The sequence below is a fragment of the Streptomyces sp. NPDC050287 genome, from assembly GCF_044459385.1.
Taxonomy (GTDB): Bacteria; Actinomycetota; Actinomycetes; order Streptomycetales; family Streptomycetaceae; genus Streptomyces.
Map to the genome: position 1 here is coordinate 65,246 of NZ_JBITIY010000002.1, position 20,983 is coordinate 86,228.

Below are 20,983 nucleotides of genomic sequence, written 5' to 3' on the forward strand. Positions count from 1 at the left end.
GGCGAAGGCCGGTTCCCGTGACCCACCCGGGTCACGGGAACCGGCCTTCGCCGTGTGAGCCCTTACGGCCCGTCAGCCCACCGTGATGGAGTCCAGCTTCGCCCGCAGATAGGTGTGCGAGTCGACGGGTTCGTACGCCACCCGTCCCACCGGCGCCGGGATGGACTCCACGCGGGTTCCCGGGGTGCACTCGCCGAAGTAGACGAGGGACATCAGCTCCTCGGCGGGCGCGTCGGCCGGCGGCGGCAGCACCCGGTGCCGTCCCGACCGCCACCGGTCGCCGGTCCAGCGGGCCAACAGGTCACCGACGTTGATCGTGAAGGCGTCCGGGTCGTGGGGGGCGTCCTCCCAGCCGCCCTCGTCCGTGTACACCTGCAGGCCCCCCTTGCCGGCCTGCCGGTCGAGGATCGTCACCGTGCCGAAGTCGGTGTGCGGGCCGATGCGGAACTGGCCGGGCTCCGGCTCCCCGACGACCTCCGTCCCCGGATACCAGTTGATGTTGAAGCCGTACGTCGGATGGTCCATGTGCCGGGCGAAGAAGTCGGCTCCGAGCCCGAGGGCCTCGCCGAGCAGGGACAGCAGTTCCTTCTCCAGGTCCGCCATCCGTGCCAGGTACTCCTCGCACAGCACCCGCAGCTCAGGCACCTGGGCGGGCCACACGTTCGGCGCGTACCACTCGGCGTTCACCTCCGGATCGTCGAACGGCTCGTGCGTCGCGAAGGTCAGCGACTCCTTCATGTCGGGCGGTGTCCGCGTGCCCTCCGAGTAGCCGTTCGCCTCCGCCCCCGGCCCGAGCCAGCCGCGCCCGCCGACCTTCGCCGTGTACGGCTGTTTCGCCTCGACGGGCAGCCGGAAGAACGTCCGCGCGGCCTCCCGGATCCCGGAGCGCAGAGCCGGGTCCACCCCGTGCCCGGTGACCAGCAGGAACCCGGCCGTCTGGAGGGCTTCGTCGACGGTCCGGGCGATGTCGGCGCGGACGCCGGGGTCGCCACTGAGCCACGGCTTCAGATCGATGGTGGGAATGCGGGGATTACTCACCGATGTCCTCGTTCCACAGTGCCGGATGGTTCTTGATGAAGTCGCGCATCATCGCGACGCACTCGGGATCGTCGAGCAGGACGATCTCCACGCCCGCCTCCGCCAGCCAGTCGTGCCCGCCGTGAAAGGTGGCCGCCTCGCCGACCACCACCCGCGAGATCCCGAACTGCCGGACCAGACCGGAGCAGTACCAGCACGGCGAGAGGGTCGTGACCATCGTCGTACCGCGATACGACGTCTGCCGTCCCGCCGCCCGGAAGGCGGCCGTCTCCGCGTGCATGGACGGGTCGTCGTCCTGGACGCGCCGGTTGTGGCCGCGGCCGAGGAGCGAGCCGTCGGGGGAGTAGAGGGCGGCGCCGATCGGGATGCCGCCCTCGGCGAGACCGGCGCGGGCCTCCGCTACGGCGGTGGCGAGCCAGATGCGTGCCGTCGCCTGATCCATGGGGTCCATACGTTCACTCTCCTGTGGCCGAAACACGAGGGCAACGTGCGGAAAGTACTCTCCCGGCATCCCGCAGCCGGACGAACTGTCAGCGCCCCTGGAGGTGCCCGTGCCCGCACTCACCCTCCGTGAAGTCCTGGCCCTCGACCCGGTACGGGCCGCCGAGCCCGAACTCCTCGCCGGAGAGGGCGCCCTGGACCGCCCCGTGCGCTGGGTCCACTCCAGCGAGGTGTACGAGGGCGCCAACTTCCTCGACGGCGGCGAACTGCTCCTCACCAACGGCTTCGGCCTGACCGACGCCGACGAGGAGGTCCGCCGCCGCTATGTCCGCGAGCTGGCGGCCCGGGGCGCGGCCGGGCTCGCGGTGGAGGTGGGCCGTGCCCTGCCGAGCATGCCGGCCGAGGTGACCGACGAGGCCCGCCGGCTCGGCCTGCCGCTGCTCGCCCTGCTCCGGGTCGTGCCCTTCGTACGCATCACCGAGGCCGCGAACCGGGCGATCGTGGCCCGGGGCCTGTCGGGCCGCTCCGTGGTCCGCCCCTGGGGCGACGACCATACGGCCGCCCTGCTGGCGGACCTGGCGGACCGGGCCGCGCTCAACCAGCCGGAGGTGGAGGCGAGGTCGGCGCTGGCCGGGTTCCACCCCGGCCCCGGCGCCCGCCTGGTCGGGGTGTCCCTGCACGGCACCCGGGACGTGAGCACGGTCGACCGGGCGGTACGGCTGCTCGGCGGGGCGGGCGTCCTCCGTGCGGCCTTCCCAGGCGACGTCCTGGCCTTGCTCGCGCTCAACGGCAGCCACCGTCCCGGCGACCCCATCCGCACCGTCCAGGAGGCATTCCGCACCGCCGCCGACCCCGGACTCACCGTCGCCGTCGGCCACGCCGTCACCGCCGACGGCGGCTGGCTGCGCTGGAGCGACACGCTGCGGGCGGCCCGTACGACGCTGGAGTTGGCCCTGACCGTCCCCGCCGCCGAACCGGGCATTCCGGACGGCCCCTTGGTGACCTCGTCCCGAGCCCTCGCCCTGGAGCGGGAGCTGACCCGGGGCGGGGTGGACGCCAACCGGGAGCGCCTGGCGGGGCTGGTCCAGCACGCCCTGGGCCCGCTGCTGGCCTGGGAGGCGGCCCACCCCAGCGACCTTGTCCGCACCCTGGAGGTCCACCTCCGCAACGGCTGCTCTCCCACCCGCACGGCCGCCCTCCTCCACATCGGCCGCCAGTCCCTCTACCAGCGCCTGGAACGCATCGAGTCCCTCCTCGGCCTGGAGATCGACGACCCCGACCTGCTGGGGGAGCTGCTGGCGGCGGCGTGTGCGCATCGGGTGGTGCGGGGGACGGGCGCGACGGTCCGGGGCGGACTGCGGACCGTCGCCTGACTGGCTCGGCGCGGGGTTGCGGGCTCAGCGCAGGGTGACGCGGCTCGTCCCGTTGTACGGCGCCATGCACAGCACCGTCTTCGGGGTGCGCAGGGCATCCTCCTCGGCGAACAGCGTGCGCGCCGCGTCGAAGGGCACGTCGTCGGCCACGGTCAGGGAGACGCGGTCGTAGAGCTCGCGGGACGCCTCGGACAGGGGCTCGCCGAACTCGCCGTCCTCTCCCCACACGTCCCACAGCAGCGTCTCCACCTTGTTCAGGGCGGCGAGGTCGAGCCGGATGTTGCCCGCGACGAACCGCTCCCCCCACAGCGGCCCCTCCTGCGGCGGATGGAGGCCGAAGGTCCTCGGGTCGGCCCCGCCCTCGCGGATGGCCCGCCAGGCGCTGCCCGCGACGAGGAAGCGGTCGCGGGGTACGTCCATGGGGTCGAAGTCGGCGTTCCAGTGCCGGGTGACGTCCGGGTCGGCGAGCTGGGCGTCGGCGAGCAGCCAGCCGCGTTCCGCGTCCCAGTACTCGGTGACCACGTGATCGCCGTGGAAGCCGTCCGTACCGAAGTAGTCCGCGAAGCCGGACCGCAACCGGGCCGGGACGCCCGCATGGCGCAGGAACGAACAGTGCAGCAACGTGAAGTCCCGGCACACCCCGACGAACCGGTCGCCCACCTCGCGCCGCCGGGTCAGCGGGGCGTCGTCGCGGGCGACGATGATCCTGAGGATGTCGTCGGTGTAGCGGGTCTCGGCGTCGTTGTGGAGCCGGTCGGCGGGGATGGCGTATCCGAAGAGCTCGCCCTCCAGGCGGTGGATGAGCAGATCGCGGACCAGGCGGGCCAGGTGGGCGGGGTCGCCGGGCAGGTCGCGGTAGCGGTGGGCGAGATCACCCGGGTCGGAGAAGGGGCTCTGGGTGGCGTAGAAGTCGAGGGGCACGGTCGGCCTCCGAAGGTGTCATCGACCACATGTTCGAATATGGGCCGGTGCGCCTCACCGTGCCAAAATCTCCCCGGAAATGTCCAGAAGCTTTGACGAGCCGCTCGCCGCACGCCTCCTCCCGCCTCCGCCCCCGCCCCCGAGGAACCCGGCGTCCGGCGGCGCGGGCCGGAGGCGTACGCAGGCGTCGAGGCCGCCGCCCGGAGCGGAGTGCAGGGTGATCTCGCCGCCGGAGGCGCGGACCAGGTGGCGCACGATGGGCAGGCCGAGGCCGGTGCCGTCGTGGTGGGAGTCGGAGGCCCGCCAGAACCGGTCGAAGGCCCGTTCCCGGTCGGCCGGCGGCAGGCCCGGGCCCTGGTCGACGACGTGCAGCTCGGCGCCGGGAGCGCGGGTGAGGGTGAGGGTCGTGCCAGGCGGGGAGACCCGCAGCGCGTTGGCGACCAGGTTGTCCACCACCTGCTCCAACGCCCCTGGAATGGCCCAGACCCGGCCCGCCCTCGTCCCGGTGACGGTGAGTCTGACGTGCTGTTCCGCGGCGAGCGGCTCCCACATCGCCGCGCGGTCGGCGAGTACGGCGTCCAGGTCGGTGGGCTCCGCGGTGGTGGCCGTGTTCTCCAGGCGGGCCAGGGCGAGCAGTCCGTGCACCATACGGCCCAGCCGCTCGACCTCGCCGACGGCCTCGTCCAGGCTGTCCAGGGCGCGCGGGTCGAGATAGGGCTCGAAGTTCTCCAGCCGCAGCCGCAGCGCGGTCAGCGGGGTCTTGAGCTGGTGGGAGGCCTCTCCTGCGAACGCCTGCTGGGCGTCGAGCAGGTGCCGCAGCCGGGTGGCCGTGTGGGTGAACGACGCGGCCAGCTCGCGCAGTTCGGGCGGGCCGCGGGTGGCGTCGGGCGGGTTGGTCAGGCGGCCGTCGGCCAGTTGGGCGGTGGCGCGGTGCAGGGTGCGCAGCGGGCGCGTGATCCAACGGGCCAGCGTGAAGGCGACCAGCGCGACCGCCGCCAGGATGCACGCCCCGACCAGGGCGAGGGCGAGCCAGATCCGGTGTACCCGCCCGGTGACCGTCGTCATCGGGTACGTCAGCCGCAGCGCCCCGCGGATCGTGGTGCCGGAGGCGCCGGGCTGGGTGGAGTACAGGACATCGCCGCCGCCGTCCCTGTCGGCCCCGGTGCCGGTGGTGGGCCGGTTGTCCAGCGCGGCGGCGATGTCCGGCTCGGCGGACAGGTTCGTACCGGTGCGGACAGCGGAGCCGGAGGCGGCCAGCACCACGCCCGTCCGGTCGACCACGACGACCCGGCCGCCGGTACGGGCGGTGTAGTCGCCGATCGCGTCGGGCAGTTCACCGGTGTTTCCCTCCTCTATGTTCTCCTCGGTGACCTCGGCGAGCATCGTGGCGTCCCGCTCGACGGTCTGGGCGAAGCGGGACGTCTCGCCGCGGGCGTAGAGGTAGCCGAGCGGGATCTCCAGCCCGGCCAGTACGAGCAGGGCCAGGCCGAGATAGCTGTACAGCAGGCGCCGGGTCATCGGACAGCCTCCGCCGATGGCTCCCCGGGCACGGTCAGCCGGAAGCCGACGCCGCGCGCGGTCGTGATCCAGCCCGGCTCGCCCAGCTTGCGGCGCAGGGCGGCGACATGGGCGTCGAGGGTCTTGGTGGGACCGAAGAAGTGCGGGTCCCACACCGCGTCCATGATCTGCTGCCGGGAGTGCACGGCTCCTGGGTCCTGGGCGAGGAAGGCGAGCAGATCGAACTCCCTCGGAGAAAGGGCGACTTCGAGGCCGACGACATGGACCTGCCGGGTACGCCGGTCGATCCGCAGCGGCCCGAGCTGCTGCGGGGCGGGAGCCGAAGGAACCATGGCGGGCGCGTCCGGCCCCTGCGGCCCGGCCGGGAGGGCGCCGGTGCGGCGCGTGACCGCGCGGATACGGGCTACCAACTCCCGTACGCCGAAGGGCTTGGCCATGTAGTCGTCCGCGCCGAGCTCCAGGCCCGCCACCCGGTCGGCCTCCTCGCCCCGGGCGGTGATCATGATGATCGGGATCGGCGAGCGGGCCCGCAGACTGCGGCACACGTCCAGGCCGTCCATGTCCGGCAGGCCGAGGTCGAGCAGCACCAGGTCGGGCGAGCTGTCGGCCGTGAGCCCGGCGGCACCGGTGCGGACCCGGTCCACGGTGAACCCGTACCGGCCCAGCCCCTCGGCGAGCGGTTGGGCGATCCGGTCGTCGTCTTCGATCAACAGCAGCCGCATGGCGACAGGCTCGCACAGCGGTGTCACGGCAGTCGGGGTGTTCACCAGAAGCCGCCCGGTCCGACCAGGTATCAGCTGCCGGCCTCTGCGGCCTCTCCCGCTTCCTCCGTCCCCTCCTCCTTGGTCTTGACGACCTTGAAGGTCGCGGGGTCGAGATAGACCTCAACCTCGCTGCCGTCCGCCTTCTTGACCTCGACCGCGTACATCCCGGGATTCTCCGCGTCCTCCTCGGACTTGATCACCGTTCCGGGATGGGCCGCCAGCGCAGCCGCCTCGGCCTTCTGCTTGGCCTCGCCGGTGAGCGGCTTCTCCACGGCGTCCCCGCCCTCCGCCGCCTCGTTCGCGGCGCCGCCCTCGGCGGGAGCGGCCGCCTGAGTGTCGCTCGCGGCGGAGTCACCGGAGTCGGATCCGCCGCCGCAGGCGGTCAGGGCGAACAGCAGCACGGCGGCGGGAACGGCGGCGGTCAGGGCACGACGGGGCATTGCACGCATGAGGCTTCTCCAGGGAGGTCGGGCAGAACGGACCCGGAGCCCGGGGGCCGGACTTCCGGAGGAACGTCAACGACCCTAGAAACCCGTCGTCGAGAGCAAGCCCAGAGAACGGACAGCGGCAGACCAGCAAACGGCCAATCTTTGGCGGCGGTCAGGTGACCGACTCTCGTCAGCCCTTTCGTGGCGGTCACGGTCCACTCGGTCCACTCCCAGGACGCACACGGCTCGAGTGGTTGCAGGCACCTCCCACAGGTGTCCTGTCCCGCCGCGCGCCGTTCGGCTCGGGGTCGAGTGAGGCCCGGCATGATCCGGTGTCAGGATGCGTGGCGAGTTCGATCAGAACGTCGAGCCTTCGGCCCGCGGCCTGGAGCTCGGCGGTCCTCGCTTCGATGCGGGCGCGCTCGTGGTGCAAGCGGTCCAGTAGCTCGGGGTCCATCGAACGGCGGTCGATGGCGGGCAGGAGTGCGGCTATCAACGGGCTGCCGAGACCGGCGGAATAGAGCTCCTGGATGAGCTTCACCCGGTCGACGGCCGCCTCGGGGTAGCAGCGCTGGCCGCCGGAGGTGCGCTGGGGGCTGAGCAGGAGTTGCTCCTCGTAGTAGCGCAGGGCCCGCGTGCTGACTCCAGCCCGATCGGCCAGTTCGCCGATACGCATCGCGACTCCTTCTGCTCGTCCTGTCGCCGCCCGTCGACTTGCACTTCACGCCGACGTCAAGTTTTAGCGTAGGCAACCCGGAGCGGGACCGCACCGTCCGCCCGCCCGAGAAAGGGAACGACCATGGACATCGCCGGTTCCACCGCACTCGTGACCGGAGCCAACCGAGGGATCGGTCGGCGCTTCGTCGAGCAGTTGCTGGAGCGCGGAGCCGAGAGGGTCTACGCGACCGCTCGCCGACCGGAGTCCATCGGCATTCCGGACCCACGGATCACGCCGCTGCACCTGGACCTGCTGGACGAGGAGTCGATCGCCGCGGCGGCCGTAGCGGCGAAGGACGTCACGCTGCTGGTCAACAACGCCGGTATCAGCACCGGCGCGCACCTCCTGACCGACGACCTGGACATGGTCCGGCAGGACCTGGAGACACACCTTTTCGGCACCCTGAGGGTCATCCGCGCCTTCGCCCCGGCCCTGGCGTCCAACGGCGGGGGCGCGATCGTCAACATCCTCTCCGTGCTGTCATGGGTGGCCACCGCTGAAGGGTCCGGGTCGTACTCGGTGGCCAAGGCCGCGGAGTGGAACATGACCAACGGCGTACGCGTCGAACTCGCCGGCCAGAAGACCCTCGTCCAGGGCGTACACCTGGGGGCTGCGGACACCGACATGATGGCCGGCCGCGACGCACCGAAGATCGACCCGGTGGAGGTCGCACGCGCCGCGCTCGACGGCGTACAGGCAGGTGCCATGGAGGTGCTGGTCGACGGCCCCAGCCGCTTCGTGAAGTCCGCCCTCGCCGGCGACCCGGCGCAGCTCTACGGCCGGCCGTCCGGCAACTGACCGCGCTCCGCGGGCTGTCGGCCCAGGGTCGTTCGCCGGCAGGCGCCGCGCGCATCCGACGGGGCCGTCCTGCTGGTCTCCCGTTCCGCCTGGGCCGCCTTCGCCTCAGCTCTGCGCTGAGGTCAGGACTCGTCGGAACGGGCGGGCACCGCTGCCGGGTGCGTTTCCGCGAGTGCTCGCCAGATGTCGGCGGCCAGGTCGATGTTCGACGTCTGCTGTGCCCGTTCAGCCAGCTCCCGCAGTTGCTGGATGCCCTGTTGCGCGTGGCCCTCGTGGATCAGCAGCCGGTTGTGGAGCATGTCGAGCCTGATGCGGTCGCGGTAGGTGAGCCGCAGCTCGTCGAGCACGAGTTCGTCGTGGGCGGCTCGCGCGTCTTCGTACCTGCCCTCCTCGAAGGCGAGATGCACCCGCAGGGTCAGCATCTCCTGACGCAGCACCGGGGTGCCGACGAGGTCGAGGGCGGGCTCGGCCTCGTCCAGGCGGCGGCGGCATTCGCCGAGCTGCCGGGGCGAGATCTGGAGGTACAGCGAGGCCGCGGCCAGGCGCAGTCTCATCCACAGCACCAGGTCGAGGCGGCTGTCGAACTCCGTTATGGCCTGCTCCAGCAGTTGCCGGGCGGCGGCCGGATCGCCCTGGCGGAAGCTCACCGTGGCGGCGGCCCACAGGGCTTCGGTCCGAAGCGTGTCGGTACGCTCCGCCACCAGAGCCAGGAGGTCGTCGGCGTGGGCCTTGGCGTCGAAGAGCCGGCCGGCCTCCGCCTCCACCGAGACCAGCGTCAGCAGGGCGGCGCCCGTGTCCTGGACGGACAGCTTGTGGTCGTAGGCCAGTCGACACGCCTCCTGCGCGGCCGTGAGCGCACGGGGGATCTCACCGAGCGAACGCAGACATCGAGCGAGTTGGGAACGTGCCCGGCATTTCAGCTCGGGAAGCATCAGCTCCTCCGAGGTCCGCACCAGCTCCTCGCGCAGTGCGGCCTCCTCCGAGCGGGCGCCGCGTCCGGCCGCCGCACCGGCGAGCAGCCACAGTGCCTGCCAGCGGAGCGTCGCGTCGGCCCCGGGGGCCTGCCTCAGGGCTGCGGCCAGCTTCTGCAGTGCCTCGTCGTCCTGGGCCGAGGTGGCCAGCGCCAGGGCCTCGGCGACCGAGCCGACGCTCGGTTCGTCGAACTCGGAGGGGTCCACCTGGAGCCGCTCGGCCAGGTAGGCGACGGCTCGCGCCGTCGGCTGCCGTGCTCCCGATTCCAGCCGTGACAGGTAGCCGGTCGACATGTTGCCACCGACGACGTCGGCCTGTGACAGCCCTCTTTCCTTGCGCAGTTCCCTGAGGCGTCGTCCGAAGGCAGGCTGCTCCAGCATGTGCGTCCACCAGTTGATTCTGAGGGTGGCCGCATCCGACAGGACATACGCCACCTCGCTCGGATGGGCAGTGTGACCCCCGAACCCGTCCCTACGCTAGTTGTTTGCACAAGATTTGGCAAGTGATTGCCAAGGGTCGCGGGCCCCGCTCGGGTGTCACTTCTTGGAAGCATATGCCAGGAGCTGTGGGACGGTCCGCCCGGGGCGGGTGATCGCTGTCTGTCGGTGCGGTCTGTGGCGCGCCGTTTCCGTGCAAGCCAGGCCAGGTCAAAGGGCTCAGGCTGGATACAGCGAGGTACGGCGGAGTTACCGGCAGCTTTGGCAAGTCCTTGCCAACGTCTGGCAAGCACTGTTACGTTCGTTTGGCAACGGCGAACGCATGCCCCTCCCGGCACACCCAGCACACCCACCGGGACCGGCTCCTGCCCCGAAACCACTCAGCAGTGAGAAAGGGAAGCAACTCATGCCCGAGCTCATCGGAATCGAGCAGTGCGAACAGCTCAGTGCCAAGCAGGTACAAGCCCTCTACCGGGACTACGTGAGCCGCAGCCACGTCTCCCTCACCACCACGTTCGGCTTCGGCAAGCAGACGATCGAGAAGGCCGAGGGGGTCTGGCTGCACACCCGGGACGGCCAGAAGATCCTCGACTTCACCGGAGCCGTCGGCGTCCTGAACCACGGGCACAACCACCCGCGCATCCTCGAGGCCCGCAAGCGCTTCGCCGAACGCCACCGGATGGAAGTCCACAAGGCGTTCCTCTCGCCCTACGTCGCCGCACTCAGCCACAACGTCGGCCGGCTACTGCCCGGAGACCTCAGCATCTCGTACTTCCCCAACTCGGGCGCCGAGGCGAACGAGGGCGCCATCAAGCTGGCGTACAAGTACCACGAGGGCAAGCGGCAGACGATCCTGCGCTCCGACATCAGCTTCCACGGAAAGCTTCTGGCCACGGGCAGCCTCACCGGCTCCCTGGAGAACAGTTTCCGCTTCCCCGGCATCCCCAACGTCACCCATCCGTACGGCGACGTGGCCGCCGTCCGCGACCTGGTGGCCAAGCACCGCACCGCCGACGGCTCCTGCGACGTCTACGCCATCCTGGTGGAGCCGTTCAGCGCGTCCACGATGAACAGCTGGAGCGAGGCCGCACTGCGGGAGCTGCGGGAGCTGTGCACCCAGGAGGACATCGTCCTGATCTTCGACGAGATCTACACCGGGTGGGGGAAGTCGGGCAGCCTGTTCTACTTCATGCGCTACGACGGCCTGATACCGGACATCGTCACGTACTCCAAGTCGTTCGGCGGCGGCAAGGCGTCCATCTCCGGCTACACCACCCGCGAGCCGGTCTTCCGCAAGGCGTACGACCGGCTCAGCGAGGTGATCCTGCACTCCACCACGTACTACGGCTTCGGGGAGGAGACCGCCACCGCGATCGAGGCCGTCAACATCATCGTGGAGGAGGACTACCCGGCCCGGGCCCGCAAGATCGAGGAGATGCTCGGTCACGGGCTGCGGGAGATCCAGCGCAAGCATCCCGACACCGTGCGGGCCACCGCCGGTGTCGGCGCCATCCACGGTGTCTTCCTCGGGGGCGGTGCCAAACTGCTCGACCTGGCAGGCAAGCTGGCCCCCTCCGGCCTGGCGTCCGATCCGAAGTTCCGCACCAAACTCATCACCAGCGCGGTGATCGCCGAGCTCTACCGGGAGCACGGCATTCTCACCTACCTCAGCCCCAACGGGGACAACCCGCTGGTGGTGGCGCCCTCCCTGGTCATGGAACCGGGCGAGGTGGACTACTTCCTGCAGAGTCTGGAAGCGACCCTCTCCAAGGGGCTGCCGGGCCTGCTCACCAAGTTCGTCCGTGACCGGATGCTGGCCCGATGGTGAGCCGCGTGGTGATCACGGGCAGCAGCGGCATGCTGGGCCGTAACCTCGTCGCGCGCTTCGCCGCCGACGGCTGGTCCGTGACCGGACTCGACATCGCGCCCGGCCCGCAGCCTGCCGGCGTACGGGAGATCACCGCCGACATCCGCGACGCGGAGGCGGTGGGCCGCGCGATCCAGGGCGCCGATCTGGTGGTGCACTGCGCGGCGGCCCTGCCCAGCTACCCGGCCGAGGAGATCCGGTCCATCGTCGTCGGGGGGACCCGCACCCTGCTCTCCGCGGCCCGCCGGCTTCAGGTGCCCCGCACCGTCTACATCTCCTCCACCGCCGTCTACGGCCTCCCGGACATCGTCCCCACCCCCGAATCCCACCCGTACGCCCCCGTGGACGCCTACAGCGGCGCCAAGGCCGAGGCCGAGGCCCTCGCGCTGCGCTTCCGCCAGGAGGGCATGGTGCTGCCGGTGCTGCGGCCCAAGACCTTCGTGGGGCCGGGCCGCATGGGACTGTTCTCGATGCTGTTCGAATGGGCCGAGGAAGGACGCAACTTCCCCGTGCTCGGTCGCGGTGACGTACGCATCCAGATGCTCGCCATCGACGACCTGGTCGACGCCGTCGTGCTGGCCGCCACCGGGCCCGCCGCGGTGGCGAACGACACGTTCAACGTCGCCGCCGCCGAATTCGGCACCCTCCGCCAGGACTTCCAGGCCGTCCTGGACGAGGCCGGACACGGCAAGCGCATCGTCTCCGTCCCGGCCGGCCCCGCGCTCGCCGCCCTGAAGCTCCTGGAGCGGGCCAAACTGTCCCCGGTCTACGGCCGGTTGCTGCACAAGCTGCGCGCGGACTCGTACGTCAGCACCGACCACATCCGCGAGACGCTGGGCTTCGTCCCCCGCAGCTCCAACCGGGACGCCATCCTCGCCACGTACCGCTGGTGGCGCGAACAGCCCCGCGGGAACAAGGCCGCCCGGGCCGGCCGTACCAGCCGGGATCCGTGGCGCCAGGGCGCCCTCGGTCTGGCCAAGGTCCTCTTCTGATCCGCACCCCCCACGCACTCCCTTCCCGTTCTCCCTCGACTTCTGGCACGAGGAGACCCACCATGGCCGCCGTCGAAACCCCCACCGCGCACCTGCCCCGCAGCGTGCCCGAAACCGCTGCCACCGCGCACTCCACTGCCCGCCGCAATCCCCTGCCCGACCTGCTGGCCCTCTCCCGCCCCTACCAATGGCTCAAGAACCCCGTGGCCGTGGCACTCGCCCTGCTCACGATGCCGGTCTGGGACCTCGCCACCCTGTCGGGCATCGCCTGGTCCACCGGGTTGTTCGTCCTCGCCTCCGTGGCCGTCTACGTCCTCAACGACGTCCTCGACCGGCACCGCGACGGCCTGCATCCCGTCAAACGCAGGCGCCCGCTGGCCTCCGGCCGGTTGCGGGTCGGTACAGCCCTGGTCTTCCTGGCGGCCGTCTGCGCGCTCTTCGCCGCCGGCGTCGTACTCGCTTCCCCGGCCCGCTGCTGGCCCGTGCTCGTCTATCTCGGACTGAACCTCGCCTACAGCCTGCGGCTCAAGCACATCCCGCTCGTCGACGCCTTCTGCGTGGCCCTCGGTTTCGTCCTGCGCACCCTCCAGGGCTACACCGCCACCGGCCAACCCGCGTCCGGCTGGCTGCTGTTGAGCGTCTTCGCGGTCTGCCTGCTCCTCGTCTTCGGCAAGCGGCGGCACGAACTGGCCCGCGGGAGTTCCGCCCACCGGCCCGCGCTGCGCGGCTACACCATCCCCTACCTGGACCATCTGACCGTGATCAGCGCCACCCTGGCCACCGTCGGCTATCTGCTCTGCATCCGCAGCGACGTGACCCTCCGGCACGGCACCGCGACGCTGGTCCTGCTCACCGCTCCCTGCGCGTTCTTCGCCGTCTTCCGCTACCTGCAACTGCTGGTCGTCGGACACGGCGGGGCCGACCCGGTCCGCACCCTCTCCGGTGACCGCCTGCTCCTCGGCAGCGGTGTGCTGTGGGGCGCCCTGACCGCCGTGTGCCTCGCGGCCCTGCACTGAACCGCCGCCCCCCACTCCGCCTGAAGGAACGTCACACCATGTATGAACACGACGAATTCCCCCTCGTCTCGGTCATCATCCCCAACTACAACTACGCCCGCACGATCGGCATGTGCCTGGACTCGGTGAGCCGGCAGACGTATCCGCGCGTCGAGGTCATCGTCGTGGACGACTGCAGCACCGACGACTCCGCGCGCATCGCCCGCGAGGCCGGTGTCACCGTGCTCAGCACCGGCACCAACAGCGGTGTCGCGGCCACCCGCAACGTCGGCGTCCGCCACTCCCGCGGCGAGGTGCTGCTCTTCCTCGACTCCGACGTGGCACTCGCCCCGGACGCCGTGCACAAGGCCGTCAACCGACTGCTCGCCGAGCCGAAAGCCGGTGCGGTGTGCGGTATCTACGAACCCGTGCCGCTGATCAGGGACAGCCTGGTCGAGGAGTGCCGCTCGCTGCAGGCCTACTACTGGCGGCAGACGGCGGAGGGCACCGTCACCTTCCTGTTTCCCTCCATCTGCGCCATGTGGCGGCGCGTCTACGACGACGTCGGACCGTTCGACGCCCGCCTGCGGCAGACGGAGGAGGTGGACTACGGTCTGCGGCTCTCGCAGCGCTACGACCTCATCCTCACCTCCACCGTCCGCGGCACGCACGACGACGACCACGAACTGTGGCCCCTGGCCCGCAAGATCTTCACGCGGGGCCGGCTGCGCGTGCCGCTGTACGCCCGCCGGCGCAGGTTCGCCAAGGGGTTCGAGACCGCCTCCCGGGCCTGGGGAAGCCTCGCCGCGCTGCTCGCCGTACCGGCGCTGCTGTTGCCCCTGTTCCTGGGACCGGCCGGCTGGCTGGTGCCCGCGGCGCTGCTGGCCCTCTCCCTCGGCTGCGACCTCGGCATGTACGGCTATGTGCGCAGGACCCGCGGCTTCGGCTTCCTGCTGGTCTTCGCCGCCGTCCAGTTCGTCTTCAACCTGGCGGTCGCCTCCGGGGTGGTGACGGGGGCTCTGCACTGGCTCCTGTCCGGCAGGTTCAGGACCCTCTACGACCGCGACGCCGCGCCCGCAGCCGTGCTGCCCGCCCGCTGAGGAACGGTGACCTCCATGGAAACGACCCGGCAGGCGGCCGTGCCGCCCACGCCCGTAGGCGTGCCCGAGGAACCCGCGCTCGCCAGGCCCCGCTGGTGCCTCTACACCCGCCTGCTGCTGGCGGCCGGCACCGGATGGCTGGTCCTGGTCCTCCTGCAGTACCTGCTCAGCGGCCGCTGGTGGGCCATGATGGTGCTCAACCTGGAACCGCCGGTGACCTTCGTCGCCGTGCCCCTGCTGCTCCTGGCCGGCATCCCCGCCGCACGGCTCGCCCGCCGCCGGGTGCCCCGCAAGCCCGCCCTGGCCGCCGGCATCCTCGCCCTGACCGGACTGCTGCTGGGCTACCCGTGGTCCGGGCTGAACCCCGCGGCCCTGTGGGAGGGCGGCGGCACGGCACCGCCCGGCGCGCTGAAGGTGGTCTCCTTCAACACCCTCGCCTGGGGCAAGAGCACCACCCCGGACCGCTTCTACCAGGCACTGAAGAAGCGGAACGCCGATGTCTATCTGCTGCAGGAGTACGTCTGGAGCGACCAGGACGACGCCAACGAGCGGCAGATCGACGACATGGCCCGGATACGCAAGGAGTTCCCCGGCTACCACGTGGCCGTCCAGGGCGAACTCGTCACCCTCTCGCGGTACCCGATCGTCTCCCGCCCCGCGATAGGACCGTACCGGGCCACCGCCCGTGAGGCCTCACCCGACTGGTACCAGGTCTACCGCACGGGCAAGGTGCTGCGGAGCGACATCCGCGTCCGCGGGCACCTGGTCTCGCTGTACAACGTGCACATCCCGGTCCAGGTGGACATGCGCGAGAGCCTGCTGTCCCCGGCCTTCTACCGGACGATCCACGACCGTGAGGCGGCCCGCCGCGCGCAGTACCGGGGACTGCTCGACGACGTCCGCGCCAACCGCAACCCACTGCTGGTCGCCGGCGACTTCAACACGACCGCCGCGATGGGCGATCTGCGGCCGCTGCGCTCGAAGCTCGACGACGCGGCCGACCACGGTGGCTCACTGTGGCCCCTGTCCTGGAACGAGCAGGGACGGCTGAAGCTGTGGCGGCTGGACTGGACGTTCACCTCGGCGGGCCTGGACGTGCGCAGGTACGCGCTCACCGCGCTGCCGGAGGTCTCCGACCACCGCCTCCAGGAGAGCGTCGTCTCCGTACGGGCGCCCCGGTGACCGGGCGCTTCGTCCGGGCAGCCGCGGCGGCGGTGTTCCTCGCCGCCGCGGCGGCCGGCATGGGCGGTGTGCTGTGGGGTCACGGCGACGACCTCCTGGCGATGTTCTCGGGGCCCCGGGCCACGGCGCTGCTCGTCGGAGCGCTGCTGGTGAAGACGGCCGGCCAACTGGCGGGCTGGGCCTCCTGGAGGGCCGGGCTGACAGGGCTCGGCTCGCCGCTGCCCGCCCGGCCGAGCGCCCGCATCTACTTCCTGGCGCTGCTCGGCAAGTACATCCCGGGCCCGGTCTGGGGGGTGCTGGCGTACGTACGCCTCGGCGGCGCGGTGGGCATCGCGGCCGGACGGATGGTGACGGCCTATCTGCTCAACACGGTCGTGGTGCTGCTCACCGCCGCCGTCGTGGGTCTGCTGTGCGTCCAAGGACTGGGCGCCGGGGGCCTGTGGCTGCTGGCTGCGACGCCGCTCGCCCTCGCCCTGCTGTGGCGGCCGCGGCTGCTCCTGCACCTGGTGGCGGGAGCGGCCCGGCTGCTGAGGCGCGAGCCGCCCGGGGGGGAGTTCACCGACCGCGGCGTGCGCGGCGCGCTCGGCCTGGAGACGCTGTGCTGGGCGGTCTCGGGACTGCACCTGTGGCTCATCGCCGTCCTGCTCGGCGCGCCCGCCGGCCGCGCACTGCCGATCTGTGTGGGGGCCTTTGCCCTGGCCACCGTCGCCGGGGCGCTGACCCTCGTGGTGCCCGACGGCGCCGGCACCCGCGAACTGGTGCTGCTGGGCGCGCTGTCCGCCGTACTGCCGTGGGCCCAGGCGGGAGCGGCCGCGCTGGCCAGCCGGGTGTGCTGCACCCTCGCCGAACTCCTCGGCGCGGGCGGGGTGTTGCTGCTGACCGGTGATCAGAAAACCCATCGGACGCTGTTGAAAGCGGCGCCGTGAGCACGAAGGAGCGGACATGACCAACCAGCAACGGACCCTTGTCGCGGGCGGACCGGAGGTATCGGCTCTCGGGCTCGGCACCTGGGCGCTCGGCGGGCCCTCGGCCGCCGGAGCGCAGCCCCTCGGCTGGGGCGCCCGGTTCGACCGGGCCGAAGCCGCGGACGTGTTCCGGGCCGCGTTCGACAGCGGCATCACGCTCTACGACACGGCCGACGCCTACGGCACGGGCACCGCCGAGCGACTGATCGGCGAGACCCTCTCGGGCAAGCGCGACCAGATCACGCTCGTCTCCAAGTGGGGCAACACCATCGACGAGGACTCCCGCGAGCTCACCGGCCAGAACGCCACCCCCGGGTACATCCGGCAGGCGTTGGAGGCCTCGCTGCGCAGGCTGCGCACCGACCACCTCGATCTGTACCTGCTCCATCTGTCCGGGCTGCCCGCGGCCGAGGCCGATCAGTTGCTGGGTACCCTCCAGGACCTCGTGGCGGAAGGCGGCATCCGCGCGTACGGCTGGTCCACGGACGACCCGGAACTCGCCGCGGCCTGGCTGGGCCAGCCGGGTTTCGCGGGCCTGGAGTTCGAGATCAACGTGGTTCACGACGCGCCCTTGCTCGTCGAGCTCTGCGAGACGCACCACCTCCCAGGCCTCGCCCGGGGCCCGCTGGGTACCGGCCTGTTGACCGGCGCTCATCCGCTGGGCTCCCGTATCACGGACGAGCAGGACTTCCGCCGCCGTTCCCCGGACTGGCTCAACTACTTCCAGGACGGCAGTCCCGTGAAGGAACTCGCCGAGGCGCTGGAGTCCGTCCGGCACATCCTGACCTCCGAGGGCCGCACCCTCGCCCAGGGCGCACTCGCCTGGTTGTGGGCGCGGTCGCCCTCTCTGATCCCCATCCCGGGTGCCCGGACGGTCGCTCAGGTACGGGAGAACGCCGCCGCCATGGAACACGGGCCGCTCACAGCGGGCCAGATGCGTGAGATCGATGCGCTGCTCGGGGCCGGCTGACAGCCTGGGTGCCTTCGGGGGCGGTCCCACCACATGGCCGCGTTGACCAGGCCGCATGGTCGCATCGGCAAGGCCGCACGGTCGCGTTGACCAGGCCGCGACCGGATCGCGCGGAACGCTCGGCTGAAGACCTTCAGCCGAGCGTTCCGCGCTGGGCGCCCGTTGAGGTCCCTTGCCCCCGACACCGGTCCGCTGGTCCGCTGGTCCGTAAAAGAGGCCGCCTCCCGCGCGACCGTGCGGCGACCGGACAGAGAAACCCGCCCCAGGAAGAACTGGGGCGGGTTCGGGGAGGCCATGCCCGACGGCAGTTGTCTTCGCTCTTCCGAAGAGCGGACGGCGACCGCGGGCGTCAAAGTGTGGTGGCTACGGCCAGTCGATGCACCGGCCGAGGCGGGACTGCAGCCAGCGCCACGCGGGCCCGGGCTGACGGGCATCGTCCAGCACCACTGGAGCGTCCGGCAGCGCCGACAGGGCGCCGGCCTCGGTCTGCCAGTGGGCGAACACGCCCTGAAACAGCTGGTGGGGCCGGGCAGGCAGCGAGTTCCGTACGAGAACCACGACATCCTCCTCCATGCGTTCGGCGGGGCCGGCCAGCGGTCCGCTGTGCCGGCAGATTCGAAGCTACCGAGAAATGGCTCGCTGCTACTGTCCAATGGCATGCGGGTATCACAGACCAATCTGGCAGGGGATCTCCTGCTCCATCTGGGACAGCCCAGCGACGGACCGCTGCACGAGCGCGTCAAGCGAGCGCTGCGCACGGCGATCAGAAACGGGCGTATCGAGGTCGGCACCGCCCTGCCGCCCAGCCGGCAGCTCGCCGCCGACCTCAGCTGCTCCCGCTGGGCGGTGACCGAGGCCTACAGCCAGCTCATCGCCGAGGGATACCTGGAGGCCCAGACCGGCTCCGCGACCCGGGTGCGCTGGTCGGACAACCCCGACGCCGACTCCCTGCGCCCCGCCGCACGCCACACTCCTGCGGCCCTCTTCGACCTCGCACCGGGTCTGCCGGACCTGCGGGCGTTTCCGCGCCGCCGGTGGGCCGAGGCCGTCCGCACGCAGGTGACCACCGCGGCGTTCACGGAGTTCGGCTACCCGCCGCCCGGCGGCCACATCCGGCTCAGACAACTGCTCGCCGACTATCTGGGCCGTTCCCGCGGCGTCGCGGCAACGCCCCAGGACGTGACGGTGTGCACCAGCGTGACCGACGGCGTACGGCGGGTCTGCCACGCCCTGCGCGCCGACGGCATCACCGCGGTCGGCTGTGAGGAGCCGGGCTGGACACGGCTGCGCGAGGTGGTCCGCGCCGCGGGCCTGGACCCGGTCCCCATCCGCACCGACAGCGGCGGCCTGCGCACCGACGACCTCGCCGGGCACACCGGCCTTCGGGCCGTACTGACCGCCCCGGCACACCAGTTCCCCCTGGGCACCGTGCTCGTCCCCGAGCGACGCGCGGCCCTGCTGCGCTGGGCTCGCCGGGTGGACGGAGTCGTACTCGAGGACGACTACGACGCGGAGTTCCGCTACGACCGTCGCCCGGTCGCGGCCATCCAGGGCATGGACCCCACCCGCGTCATCCTGTTCAAGTCACTCAGCAAGATCCTCTCCCCCGCGCTCGGTATCGGGTGGATCGTGGCACCACCACGCTGGACCCATCACCTGCACCAGACCGACCAAGTGGCGACCCAGCCCTCGACTCTCGACCAACTGGCCTTTGCCACGCTGCTGGAATCGGGGGCCTACGACCGTCATCTCCGGGCCTCCCGCAAGCGATACCGCAACCGTCGCGACACACTCGTCCAGGCCCTCGCCCAGCAGCTCCCCGGCGCCCCGGTCTCCGGCATCGCAGCCGGTCTCCATCTCATCCTCCGCCTGCCCGCCACCGTGGACACCCAGGCCGTGATCACGGCGGCAGCCACCCGGTCGCTGCGCGTCGCCGGCCTCGCCGCCTATCACGCCACCGACGACCACAACGATCACGGCCTGGTCCTGGGGTACGGCAACCTCGCGGACAACGCGGTGAGCGAAGCCGTCCGCCACCTCCGGGAGGCGATCGAGGAGAGCCGGTGACACCAGGGTCGTTCAGGTCCTGGAACCGAGCCGCCCCCGCAGTGCCGCGTACAACCCCGCGCTCACCGCGAACCCGACCAGCGGGGTGCTGTCCCCGAAGGACGGCCAGTGCTCGGGTACCCAGCCGACGTACTTCTCCTGGTTGGAGAAGAGCGGGACGGACACCGCCACGCCGATCAACAGGGCAGCGAGACCAGGCCAGTTGGTGAAGGTGCGGTCGCCGAGTCGGGCCGCCAGCATCTCGTCCGTGGTCGTACGGCCCTGGAGCCACCGCTCGACCAGGACGACCCCGAGCCACGGCCCCACCCAGTACGCGATGACGAGCAGGAACGCCTCGTACGCCGACCCCGCGTCCGACAGGGACGCCCACGCGGCCGCCGTACCGACGACGCCGGACAGCACGACCAGCGTGCCGCGGCCCAGCCAGGACGGGAGCTTCAGGCCGAGGGACGTGATCGAGATGGCGGAGGAGTACACGTTCAGAGCGTTCGCGGAGACCGCGCCGAGAATGATGGCGAGCAGCACCAGGTCGCCCAGCCAGCCGGGGAGATGACCGGTGAAGGCGGCGGTCGGGGTGGCGTTCTTCGGGGCCACGATCGTCGCGGAGGCCGCGCCGATGACGGCCACCACGGCGACCGACACGAAAAGGCCGACCGCCGGGTACAGGACCGTCTTGAACTTGCTCGCCGTACGCGGCAGATAGCGCGAGTAGTCCGTGGCGTACGGGTTCCAGCCGGCCGCGTACCCCCAGGCCGCGCTGAACGCCAGCAGGAAGCCGCCGATGCCGCCGCCCGCGCCGCCCCCGCCCAGATGGGCGTCCTTGAAGGTCCACACCCCGGCCGTCAGGAAGATCACCGCGAGTGCCGGGAACGCGTACTTCTCGAAGACGTGCACGAAATTGTGGCCGATGAAGCCGATCAGGATCTCCGCCGCCACCACGAGCAGCAGCGAGGGCAGCGGACGCAGTCCCGTCAGTGTGTTCAGCGCGAAGGCCGCGCTGACGCTGTTGACCGCGAACCAGCCCACGCCCGCGACCACCGCGTTGACGCCGGACGGCAGCACGTTGCCCTTGTGGCCGAAGGAGAAACGGCCGATCACCATCTGCGGTACCCCGAACCGGGGCCCGTCCAGGGACAGCACGCCCTGGGCGATCGCCCCGACCGCGGTGCCGAGGAGAATGGCGGCCGTCGCCTGCCAGAAGCTCAGACCGAAGAAGAGGACCGAGATCACGCCGATGTAGACGGTCGCGAACTCGATGTTGGGAGACGCCCAGGTCCACAGGAGCTGGAGCGGGGAGCCGTGGCGTTCGGCGTCGGGGATCGGGTCCGAGCCCGCCGTCTCGACGGCGATGACCTTGTCACCGTATGCGGGAGCGAGGGTGCCGGAGGAGTCGGCGGGAGCAGTCGTCATGCGAGGTAAGTGTCCGGTCCGGACGGG

20 protein-coding genes are annotated in these 20,983 nt (G+C 71.2%); 10 read left to right on the forward strand and 10 right to left on the reverse strand.

Annotation, left to right across the window (positions count from 1 at the left end; genetic code table 11):
• Window positions 1–72: 72 nt before the first annotated feature.
• Entirely contained in the window at window positions 73–1,038 is a 966-nt protein-coding gene (locus ACIBK3_RS05595) for an isopenicillin N synthase family dioxygenase (RefSeq protein WP_399362234.1), read from the reverse strand.
• The gene (locus ACIBK3_RS05600) at window positions 1,031–1,489 is read right to left on the reverse strand and encodes a nucleoside deaminase (RefSeq protein WP_399362237.1); all 459 of its coding nucleotides are present in this window, start codon (window positions 1,487–1,489) and stop codon (window positions 1,031–1,033) included. The genes ACIBK3_RS05595 and ACIBK3_RS05600 overlap by 8 nt, the downstream gene beginning before the upstream one ends.
• Before the next feature lie 100 nt (window positions 1,490–1,589).
• On the opposite strand from ACIBK3_RS05600, the gene ACIBK3_RS05605 reads away from it, so the two are divergent.
• Window positions 1,590–2,852 (forward strand): PucR family transcriptional regulator, encoded by a 1,263-nt coding sequence (locus ACIBK3_RS05605; RefSeq protein ID WP_399362238.1) that lies wholly within the window; start codon window positions 1,590–1,592, stop codon window positions 2,850–2,852.
• A gap of 24 nt (window positions 2,853–2,876) precedes the next feature.
• Here the strand turns inward: ACIBK3_RS05605 and ACIBK3_RS05610 are convergent, their stop codons facing one another.
• The 5 genes from ACIBK3_RS05610 to ACIBK3_RS05630 all read right to left on the reverse strand — a co-directional run bounded on the left by ACIBK3_RS05610 (window position 2,877) and on the right by ACIBK3_RS05630 (window position 7,159).
• Complete coding sequence (locus ACIBK3_RS05610) at window positions 2,877–3,773, reverse strand: transglutaminase domain-containing protein (protein WP_399362240.1); 897 nt, start codon at window positions 3,771–3,773, stop codon at window positions 2,877–2,879.
• Window positions 3,774–3,827: 54 nt separating this feature from the next.
• Window positions 3,828–5,291, reverse strand: a complete 1,464-nt coding sequence (locus ACIBK3_RS05615; RefSeq protein ID WP_399362242.1) for a sensor histidine kinase — start codon at window positions 5,289–5,291, stop codon at window positions 3,828–3,830.
• A complete protein-coding gene (locus tag ACIBK3_RS05620; protein WP_399362244.1) occupies window positions 5,288–6,013 on the reverse strand; it encodes a response regulator transcription factor in 726 nt (241 codons plus the stop codon). Before ACIBK3_RS05620 ends, ACIBK3_RS05615 begins: the two co-directional genes overlap by 4 nt.
• A 71-nt stretch (window positions 6,014–6,084) precedes the next feature.
• Window positions 6,085–6,504 (reverse strand): PepSY domain-containing protein, encoded by a 420-nt coding sequence (locus tag ACIBK3_RS05625; protein WP_399362246.1) that lies wholly within the window; start codon window positions 6,502–6,504, stop codon window positions 6,085–6,087.
• A gap of 187 nt (window positions 6,505–6,691) precedes the next feature.
• Window positions 6,692–7,159 (reverse strand): MerR family transcriptional regulator, encoded by a 468-nt coding sequence (locus ACIBK3_RS05630; protein WP_399362248.1) that lies wholly within the window; start codon window positions 7,157–7,159, stop codon window positions 6,692–6,694.
• Between the two features lie 123 nt (window positions 7,160–7,282).
• On the opposite strand from ACIBK3_RS05630, the gene ACIBK3_RS05635 reads away from it, so the two are divergent.
• Window positions 7,283–7,999: an SDR family oxidoreductase gene (locus ACIBK3_RS05635; protein ID WP_399362250.1), complete on the forward strand. Its 717-nt coding sequence runs from the start codon at window positions 7,283–7,285 to the stop codon at window positions 7,997–7,999.
• A gap of 122 nt (window positions 8,000–8,121) precedes the next feature.
• Here the strand turns inward: ACIBK3_RS05635 and ACIBK3_RS05640 are convergent, their stop codons facing one another.
• Window positions 8,122–9,351 carry a helix-turn-helix domain-containing protein gene (locus tag ACIBK3_RS05640; protein ID WP_399362252.1) on the reverse strand — a complete coding sequence of 410 codons (1,230 nt, stop codon included), beginning with the start codon at window positions 9,349–9,351 and terminating at the stop codon, window positions 8,122–8,124.
• Window positions 9,352–9,814: 463 nt separating this feature from the next.
• Between ACIBK3_RS05640 and ACIBK3_RS05645 the strand changes: the two genes are divergently transcribed.
• The 7 genes from ACIBK3_RS05645 to ACIBK3_RS05675 all read left to right on the forward strand — a co-directional run bounded on the left by ACIBK3_RS05645 (window position 9,815) and on the right by ACIBK3_RS05675 (window position 17,479).
• Window positions 9,815–11,236: an aspartate aminotransferase family protein gene (locus ACIBK3_RS05645; protein WP_399362254.1), complete on the forward strand. Its 1,422-nt coding sequence runs from the start codon at window positions 9,815–9,817 to the stop codon at window positions 11,234–11,236.
• The gene (locus ACIBK3_RS05650) at window positions 11,230–12,267 is read left to right on the forward strand and encodes an NAD-dependent epimerase/dehydratase family protein (RefSeq protein ID WP_399362256.1); all 1,038 of its coding nucleotides are present in this window, start codon (window positions 11,230–11,232) and stop codon (window positions 12,265–12,267) included. The genes ACIBK3_RS05645 and ACIBK3_RS05650 overlap by 7 nt, the downstream gene beginning before the upstream one ends.
• A 62-nt stretch (window positions 12,268–12,329) precedes the next feature.
• Window positions 12,330–13,283, forward strand: coding sequence for a UbiA prenyltransferase family protein (locus tag ACIBK3_RS05655; RefSeq protein ID WP_399362258.1), 954 nt, complete (start codon window positions 12,330–12,332; stop codon window positions 13,281–13,283).
• Window positions 13,284–13,321: 38 nt separating this feature from the next.
• Window positions 13,322–14,362: a glycosyltransferase family 2 protein gene (locus ACIBK3_RS05660; RefSeq protein ID WP_399362260.1), complete on the forward strand. Its 1,041-nt coding sequence runs from the start codon at window positions 13,322–13,324 to the stop codon at window positions 14,360–14,362.
• Between the two features lie 15 nt (window positions 14,363–14,377).
• Window positions 14,378–15,544 (forward strand): endonuclease/exonuclease/phosphatase family protein, encoded by a 1,167-nt coding sequence (locus tag ACIBK3_RS05665; protein ID WP_399362261.1) that lies wholly within the window; start codon window positions 14,378–14,380, stop codon window positions 15,542–15,544.
• Window positions 15,541–16,470, forward strand: coding sequence for a hypothetical protein (locus ACIBK3_RS05670; RefSeq protein WP_399362264.1), 930 nt, complete (start codon window positions 15,541–15,543; stop codon window positions 16,468–16,470). Before ACIBK3_RS05665 ends, ACIBK3_RS05670 begins: the two co-directional genes overlap by 4 nt.
• Before the next feature lie 16 nt (window positions 16,471–16,486).
• Window positions 16,487–17,479, forward strand: a complete 993-nt coding sequence (locus tag ACIBK3_RS05675) for an aldo/keto reductase (RefSeq protein WP_399362266.1) — start codon at window positions 16,487–16,489, stop codon at window positions 17,477–17,479.
• A gap of 363 nt (window positions 17,480–17,842) precedes the next feature.
• Here the strand turns inward: ACIBK3_RS05675 and ACIBK3_RS05680 are convergent, their stop codons facing one another.
• Complete coding sequence (locus ACIBK3_RS05680) at window positions 17,843–18,037, reverse strand: hypothetical protein (protein WP_399362268.1); 195 nt, start codon at window positions 18,035–18,037, stop codon at window positions 17,843–17,845.
• A gap of 99 nt (window positions 18,038–18,136) precedes the next feature.
• Here ACIBK3_RS05680 and ACIBK3_RS05685 point away from each other — a divergent pair, with 99 nt between their 5' ends.
• Window positions 18,137–19,546, forward strand: coding sequence for a PLP-dependent aminotransferase family protein (locus tag ACIBK3_RS05685; RefSeq protein ID WP_399362269.1), 1,410 nt, complete (start codon window positions 18,137–18,139; stop codon window positions 19,544–19,546).
• Between the two features lie 12 nt (window positions 19,547–19,558).
• Here ACIBK3_RS05685 and ACIBK3_RS05690 read toward each other — a convergent pair whose 3' ends face one another.
• Entirely contained in the window at window positions 19,559–20,956 is a 1,398-nt protein-coding gene (locus ACIBK3_RS05690; protein ID WP_399362271.1) for a purine-cytosine permease family protein, read from the reverse strand.
• Window positions 20,957–20,983 lie beyond the last annotated feature (27 nt).

Bases quoted from the DNA above. Each gene is read 5' to 3' on its own strand.
- ACIBK3_RS05600 (WP_399362237.1), bottom strand. From the start codon at position 1,489: ATGGACCCCATGGATCAGGCGACGGCACGCATCTGGCTCGCCACCGCC.
- ACIBK3_RS05615 (WP_399362242.1), bottom strand. From the start codon at position 5,291: ATGACCCGGCGCCTGCTGTACAGCTATCTCGGCCTGGCCCTGCTCGTA.
- ACIBK3_RS05620 (WP_399362244.1), bottom strand. From the start codon at position 6,013: ATGCGGCTGCTGTTGATCGAAGACGACGACCGGATCGCCCAACCGCTC.
- ACIBK3_RS05625 (WP_399362246.1), bottom strand. From the start codon at position 6,504: ATGCGTGCAATGCCCCGTCGTGCCCTGACCGCCGCCGTTCCCGCCGCC.
- ACIBK3_RS05630 (WP_399362248.1), bottom strand. From the start codon at position 7,159: ATGCGTATCGGCGAACTGGCCGATCGGGCTGGAGTCAGCACGCGGGCC.
- ACIBK3_RS05635 (WP_399362250.1), top strand. From the start codon at position 7,283: ATGGACATCGCCGGTTCCACCGCACTCGTGACCGGAGCCAACCGAGGG.
- ACIBK3_RS05640 (WP_399362252.1), bottom strand. From the start codon at position 9,351: ATGCTGGAGCAGCCTGCCTTCGGACGACGCCTCAGGGAACTGCGCAAG.
- ACIBK3_RS05645 (WP_399362254.1), top strand. From the start codon at position 9,815: ATGCCCGAGCTCATCGGAATCGAGCAGTGCGAACAGCTCAGTGCCAAG.
- ACIBK3_RS05650 (WP_399362256.1), top strand. From the start codon at position 11,230: ATGGTGAGCCGCGTGGTGATCACGGGCAGCAGCGGCATGCTGGGCCGT.
- ACIBK3_RS05655 (WP_399362258.1), top strand. From the start codon at position 12,330: ATGGCCGCCGTCGAAACCCCCACCGCGCACCTGCCCCGCAGCGTGCCC.
- ACIBK3_RS05660 (WP_399362260.1), top strand. From the start codon at position 13,322: ATGTATGAACACGACGAATTCCCCCTCGTCTCGGTCATCATCCCCAAC.
- ACIBK3_RS05665 (WP_399362261.1), top strand. From the start codon at position 14,378: ATGGAAACGACCCGGCAGGCGGCCGTGCCGCCCACGCCCGTAGGCGTG.
- ACIBK3_RS05675 (WP_399362266.1), top strand. From the start codon at position 16,487: ATGACCAACCAGCAACGGACCCTTGTCGCGGGCGGACCGGAGGTATCG.
- ACIBK3_RS05685 (WP_399362269.1), top strand. From the start codon at position 18,137: ATGCGGGTATCACAGACCAATCTGGCAGGGGATCTCCTGCTCCATCTG.
- ACIBK3_RS05690 (WP_399362271.1), bottom strand. From the start codon at position 20,956: ATGACGACTGCTCCCGCCGACTCCTCCGGCACCCTCGCTCCCGCATAC.